We start from the raw sequence: 6,453 nt of genomic DNA on the forward strand, positions 1-6,453 counted from the left end.
GGGGTGAATAAACCATGACATTGAAAGAGTTATTGGTTGGTTTCGGCACCCAGGTGCGCAGTCTTTGGATGATTGGCCTGCATGCCTTCGCCAAACGCGAAACCCAAATGTATCCAGAAGAGCCGGTCTACCTGCCGCCGCGCTATCGTGGCCGCATCGTGCTGACGCGCGATCCTGACGGTGAAGAGCGTTGCGTGGCCTGTAACCTGTGTGCGGTTGCTTGCCCGGTCGGCTGTATTTCGCTGCAAAAAGCAGAGCGGGAAGATGGCCGCTGGTATCCAGAGTTTTTCCGCGTCAACTTCTCACGCTGCATCTTCTGCGGCCTGTGCGAAGAAGCTTGCCCCACCACGGCTATCCAGCTCACGCCGGATTTCGAAATGGGCGAGTTCAAGCGCCAGGATTTAGTGTACGAAAAAGAGGATCTGTTGATCTCGGGGCCGGGTAAATATCCGGAATATAACTTCTACCGGATGGCCGGTATGGCAATTGACGGCAAAGCCAAAGGCGAAGCCGAAAATGAAGCCAAACCGATCGACGTCAAAGGTCTGTTGCCGTAGGAGCAAGCATGGAAATTGCCTTTTATCTGGCAGGTTTGATTGCGATTGTCGCGACAATTCGCGTGATTTCGCATACCAATCCTGTACATGCGCTGCTGTATCTGATCGTTTCATTATTGGCGATCTCGGCAGTCTTTTTCTCACTGGGTGCCTACTTTGCCGGTGCGCTGGAAATCATCGTTTACGCCGGGGCCATCATGGTGCTGTTCGTATTCGTGGTGATGATGCTGAACCTCGGCGGCGCGGTGCAGCAGCAGGAACGTGAGTGGCTGAAGCCATCGGTGTGGATCGGTCCTGGCCTGTTGTCACTGGTTTTGCTGGTGGTGCTGGTTATTGCGATCCGCAGCTTGGACGATCAGGGCATCAGCGGTGAGATGGTGGATGCTAAAGCGGTTGGGATCAGCCTGTTTGGTCCTTACGTTCTGGCGGTTGAGTTGGCTTCAATGCTGCTGTTGGCAGGCTTGGTTGTTGCCTTCCACGTTGGCCGTGAGCACAAGCCGGGTGAAGTGCTGAGCAATGTCCCGGCAAGTGAAATGGCGAAAAGAAAATCGGAGGAGCAAGCATGATCCCTCTCCAACATGGTTTGATTCTGGCGGCGATTCTGTTCGTCCTGGGGCTGACCGGGTTGCTGATCCGTCGTAACCTGCTGTTTATGCTGATCAGCCTGGAAGTGATGATCAACGCCGCAGCGTTGGCGTTTATCGTGGCAGGCAGCTACTGGGCCCAACCGGACGGGCAGATAATGTATATCCTGGCGATCAGCCTGGCGGCGGCGGAGGCCAGTATCGGCCTGGCGTTGCTGCTACAGCTCTACCGTCGTCGTCATACCCTGAATATTGATACTGTCAGTGAGATGCGCGGATGAACCTATTATATTTAACTATTCTGCTACCGCTGATCGGGTTCCTGCTGTTGGCATTTTCCCGTGGCCGCTGGTCTGAAAACACGGCGGCTACCGTCGGCGTGGGTTCTATTGGTTTAGCGGCGCTGGTCACGGCGTACGCGGCGATCGATTTTCTCGGCCAGAAAGCCACCGGCGTGCAGCTATACGAGCAAAGCCTGTGGAACTGGATGGCCGTCGGCGATTTTAACATCGGTGTGACTCTGGTTCTGGACGGTTTATCGCTGACTATGCTGTCAGTGGTTACCGGCGTCGGCTTCCTGATCCACATGTTCGCTTCCTGGTACATGCGCGGTGAAGAAGGTTATTCACGCTTCTTCGCCTATACCAACCTGTTTATCGCCAGCATGGTGATATTGGTGTTGGCAGACAACCTGTTGCTGCTGTACTTGGGTTGGGAAGGGGTGGGCCTGTGCAGCTACCTGTTGATCGGTTTCTACTATAAAGATCCGGCCAACGGTGCGGCGGCAATGAAAGCCTTCATCGTGACCCGCGTCGGTGACGTATTCCTGGCCTTTGCGCTGTTCATTCTGTACCGCGAGTTGGGTACGCTGAATATCCGTGAACTGATGGTGCTGGCACCGCAGAAACTGGCGATCGGCGATACCGCTATCACCTGGGCAACCTTGATGTTACTGGGGGGAGCAGTCGGTAAATCGGCGCAGCTGCCATTGCAAACCTGGCTGGCAGATGCGATGGCCGGTCCAACTCCGGTATCTGCACTGATCCACGCGGCAACCATGGTCACCGCCGGTGTCTACCTGATCGCCCGTACGCATGGCCTGTTCCTGATGGCACCGGAAGTATTGCACCTGGTGGGTATTGTCGGGGCGGTAACCTTGCTGCTGGCGGGTTTTGCCGCGCTGGTACAGACCGACATCAAACGCGTACTCGCTTACTCCACCATGAGCCAGATTGGCTATATGTTCCTGGCGTTGGGCGTGCAGGCGTGGGATGCGGCGATCTTCCACCTGATGACTCACGCGTTCTTCAAAGCGTTGCTGTTCCTGGCGTCTGGTTCGGTGATCCTGGCCTGCCACCACGAGCAGAATATTTTCAAAATGGGCGGCCTGCGCAAGAGCATTCCGCTGGTGTACCTGTGCTTCCTGGTGGGCGGCGCGGCGCTGTCGGCACTGCCGATCGTTACCGCAGGCTTCTTCAGTAAGGATGAGATCCTGGCGGGCGCAATGGCGAACGGCCACATCAACCTGATGATTGCTGGCCTGATCGGGGCGTTCATGACCTCGCTGTACACCTTCCGTATGATCTTCATCGTGTTCCACGGCGAAGAGAAAATCAAAGCCCATGCAGGCAAAGGCATCACGCACCACTTGCCGCTGTTGGTTCTGATGGTACTGTCCACTTTCGTTGGTGCGATGATCGTGCCACCGTTGCAGGGCGTGCTGCCAGAAACCACTGAGATGGCGCATGGCAGCGTATTGCAACTGGAAATCGCTTCTGGCGTGGTGGCTATCGTCGGTATCCTGCTGGCTGCTGCGCTGTGGTTGGGTAAACGCAGCCTGGTGAGCAGTATCGCGAAAAGCGCTCCGGGCCGTTTCTTCTCGACCTGGTGGTTCCATGCTTGGGGCTTTGACTGGCTGTATGACAAAGTGTTCGTCAAGCCGTATCTGGGCGTTGCCCGGCTGTTGCAAAGCGATCCGCTGAACTCGCTGATGAATCTGCCGGCAATCTTCTCCCGCTGGGGGAACCGTGGCCTGACGGTGAGCGAGAATGGTCAGATACGCTGGTATATTGCGTCGATGGGTGTGGGTGCAGTGGTCGTATTGGCGCTGTTGATTTTGGTTTAACCAATAATTTAAAGCATTTATCGGGCATAGTGCTCTGTGCTATGTACAATGTTTTATACCCTGTGGATTTCAAGCTGTGGCCAATAACGCCACGGCTTGAAGGATACGGGTAGAATAAGGGACACAAAACGCCATGCTACTACCTTGGCTAATTCTTCTCCCCTTTATCGGCGGTCTGCTGTGTTGGCAGTGTGAGCGTTTCGGTACTAAGGCGCCGCGCTGGATCGCGTTGATTGCAATGGGGCTGACATTATTGCTGTCTCTGCAACTGTGGTTGCAGGGTGGCTACTCGTTGATCAAACCGTTAGGCATTCCGCAGTGGCAGTCTGAATTCCTGCTGCCGTGGATCCCACGTTTTGGCATCAATATTCACCTGGCGCTGGACGGTTTGTCACTGCTGATGGTGGTGTTGACCGGCCTGCTGGGCGTGTTGGCGATCCTCTGTTCCTGGCGTGAAATTCAGAAATATCAGGGCTTCTTCCACCTGAACCTGCTGTGGATCCTGGGCGGCGTGATCGGCGTGTTCCTTGCCATCGACATGTTCCTGTTCTTCTTCTTCTGGGAAATGATGTTGGTGCCGATGTACTTCCTGATCGCCCTGTGGGGTCACAAGGCGTCGGACGGTAAAACCCGTATTACTGCGGCAACCAAGTTCTTCATCTACACCCAGTCCAGCGGTCTGGTGATGTTGATTGCGATTCTGGGCCTGGTGTTTGTGCACTATAACGCAACGGGCGTATGGACCTTCGGCTATCAGGATCTGCTGAATACCAAGATGTCGCACAATGTCGAATATCTGTTGATGTTGGGCTTCTTTATCGCATTTGCGGTGAAAATGCCGGTGGTGCCATTGCACGGCTGGTTGCCGGATGCGCACAGTCAGGCTCCAACCGCAGGTTCTGTTGACCTGGCGGGGATCTTGCTGAAAACCGCCGCTTACGGCCTGCTGCGTTTCAGTCTGCCGCTGTTCCCGAATGCTTCCGCCGAGTTTGCCCCAATCGCCATGTGGCTGGGCGTTGTTGGTATCTTCTACGGTGCCTGGATGGCGTTTGCGCAGACCGATATTAAACGCTTGATTGCCTACACCTCCGTTTCACACATGGGCTTTGTGCTGATTGCCATCTACACCGGCAGCCAGCTGGCTTATCAGGGGGCGGTTATCCAGATGATTGCGCACGGTCTGTCTGCGGCCGGTATGTTCATCATCTGCGGTCAGCTGTACGAGCGTCTGCATACCCGTGACTTGCGCCAGATGGGCGGCTTGTGGGGGCGAATCAAGTACATTCCTGCACTGTCGCTGTTCTTCGCCGTGGCGACGTTGGGGATGCCGGGTACCGGTAACTTCGTCGGTGAATTCATGATCCTGATAGGCAGCTTCCAAGTGGTGCCGGTGATCACCGTGATTTCTACCTTCGGTCTAGTGTTTGCTTCGGTTTATGCTTTGATCATGATGCAGCGTGCCTACTTCGGTGCGCCAAAGTCCGATCAACCCTTACCGGGCATGACCGCGCGTGAATTGTTCATCATTCTGCTGCTGGTGGTTCTGTTGGTCCTGTTGGGGGTTTATCCTCAGCCGATCCTCGATACCTCAAGTGCGGCGATGGGCAACGTGCAACACTGGTTTGGTCAGTCAGTTTCAGCAATTTTAACAACAAGGCCGTAATTCGCCATGACAATAACTCCTCAACAACTGATCGCACTGTTACCGCTGTTGATCGTCGGATTGACGGTGGTGGTTGTGATGCTGTGCATTGCGTGGCGACGCGACCATTTTATCAACGCCACCTTGACAGTAGTCGGTCTTAACCTGGCGCTGCTTTCACTTTATTTTGTCGGCCAGGTTGGCCCAATGGACGTCACTCCGCTGATGCGGGTTGACGGTTACTCGATGTTCTATACCGGGTTGGTGCTGCTGGCGAGCCTGGCGACCTGTACCTTTGCCTATCCATGGCTGGTGGGTTACCCGGACAACCGTGAAGAGTTCTATCTGCTGGTACTGATTGCTGCCATGGGTGGGATTCTGCTGGCGAGTGCCAATCACCTGGCTTCTTTGTTCCTCGGTATTGAACTGATCTCGCTGCCGCTGTTTGGGCTGGTGGGCTACGCCTATCGTCAGAAACGCTCTCTGGAAGCGGCGATCAAATATATGCTGCTGTCTGCGGCGGCATCCAGCTTCCTGCTGTTCGGCATGGCGCTGTTGTACGCAGAGTCTGGCGATCTGTCACTGGCGGGGCTGGGTAAGAGCCTGCAGGAACACATGGTGCACCGCCCACTGATTCTGGCCGGTATGGGCATGATGATCGTGGGCTTGGGCTTCAAACTCTCTTTGGTGCCGTTCCAATTGTGGACTCCCGATGTGTATCAGGGGGCACCTGCGCCGGTTTCAACCTTCTTGGCCACCGCCAGCAAGATTGCGATCTTCGCGGTAGTGATGCGTCTGTTCCTGTACGCACCGGCTGCCGACAGTGAAGCGCTGCGTATGGTGCTGTCGATTATCGCCTTCTGCTCGATCCTGTTCGGCAACCTGATGGCGATCAGTCAGACCAACATCAAACGCTTGCTGGGTTACTCCTCTATCGCTCACCTGGGTTATCTGCTGGTGGCGCTGATTGCGGTGCAAACTCACCAACTGTCGCTGGAAACCGCCGGTGTTTATCTGGCCGGTTACCTGTTCAGCAGCTTGGGGGCTTTCGGTGTGATCAGCCTGATGTCCAGCCCGTACCGTGGCCCGGATGTTGATTCACTGTTCTCCTACCGTGGTCTGTTCTGGCACAAGCCGATCCTGTCGGCGGTGATGACGGTGATGATGCTGTCGCTGGCCGGGATCCCGATGACGTTGGGCTTTATCGGTAAGTTCTTCGTGATTGCGATGGGTGTGAGTGCGCATCTGTGGTGGTTGACCGGTGCCGTGGTGGTGGGGAGTGCAATTGGTTTGTACTACTACCTGCGTGTGACCGTCAGCCTGTTCCTCAGCGCGCCGGAAAAGCTGGTTCGTGATACGCCAGACAACTGGGCGTTGACTGCCGGTGGGGTAGTGGTGCTGATCTCTGCCGTACTGGTGCTGCTATTGGGTATTTACCCGCAGCCACTGATTACGCTGGTGCAGATGGCACAGCCGATGTTCTGATCAGAATTCAGGCAGTAAAAAAGGTCGCTTCGGCGCTGAGGAATCCCCAGCAATGGGCGA

General features: G+C 55.5%; 6 protein-coding genes. All 6 read left to right on the plus strand.

The window, feature by feature from the left end:
• Positions 1–14 precede the first annotated feature (14 nt).
• The 6 genes from nuoI (at position 15) to nuoN (ending at position 6,393) form a co-directional block, all read left to right on the plus strand.
• Positions 15–557, plus strand: a complete 543-nt coding sequence (gene nuoI / locus AC2A1E_RS21800) for an NADH-quinone oxidoreductase subunit NuoI (RefSeq protein WP_473187790.1) — start codon at positions 15–17, stop codon at positions 555–557.
• Between the two features lie 8 nt (positions 558–565).
• The gene (gene nuoJ / locus AC2A1E_RS21805; protein ID WP_484385478.1) at positions 566–1,123 is read left to right on the plus strand and encodes an NADH-quinone oxidoreductase subunit J; all 558 of its coding nucleotides are present in this window, start codon (positions 566–568) and stop codon (positions 1,121–1,123) included.
• Positions 1,120–1,422, plus strand: a complete 303-nt coding sequence (gene nuoK / locus AC2A1E_RS21810; RefSeq protein WP_459402028.1) for an NADH-quinone oxidoreductase subunit NuoK — start codon at positions 1,120–1,122, stop codon at positions 1,420–1,422. The genes nuoJ and nuoK overlap by 4 nt, the downstream gene beginning before the upstream one ends.
• Positions 1,419–3,266, plus strand: coding sequence for an NADH-quinone oxidoreductase subunit L (gene nuoL / locus AC2A1E_RS21815; protein WP_484385479.1), 1,848 nt, complete (start codon positions 1,419–1,421; stop codon positions 3,264–3,266). Before nuoK ends, nuoL begins: the two co-directional genes overlap by 4 nt.
• A 133-nt stretch (positions 3,267–3,399) precedes the next feature.
• Entirely contained in the window at positions 3,400–4,929 is a 1,530-nt protein-coding gene (gene nuoM / locus AC2A1E_RS21820; RefSeq protein WP_484385480.1) for an NADH-quinone oxidoreductase subunit M, read from the plus strand.
• Positions 4,930–4,935: 6 nt separating this feature from the next.
• Positions 4,936–6,393: an NADH-quinone oxidoreductase subunit NuoN gene (gene nuoN, locus AC2A1E_RS21825; RefSeq protein ID WP_459402031.1), complete on the plus strand. Its 1,458-nt coding sequence runs from the start codon at positions 4,936–4,938 to the stop codon at positions 6,391–6,393.
• Positions 6,394–6,453: the final 60 nt, after the last annotated feature.

The sequence above is a fragment of the Serratia sp. HNCC26DJ206 genome, from assembly GCF_057180605.1.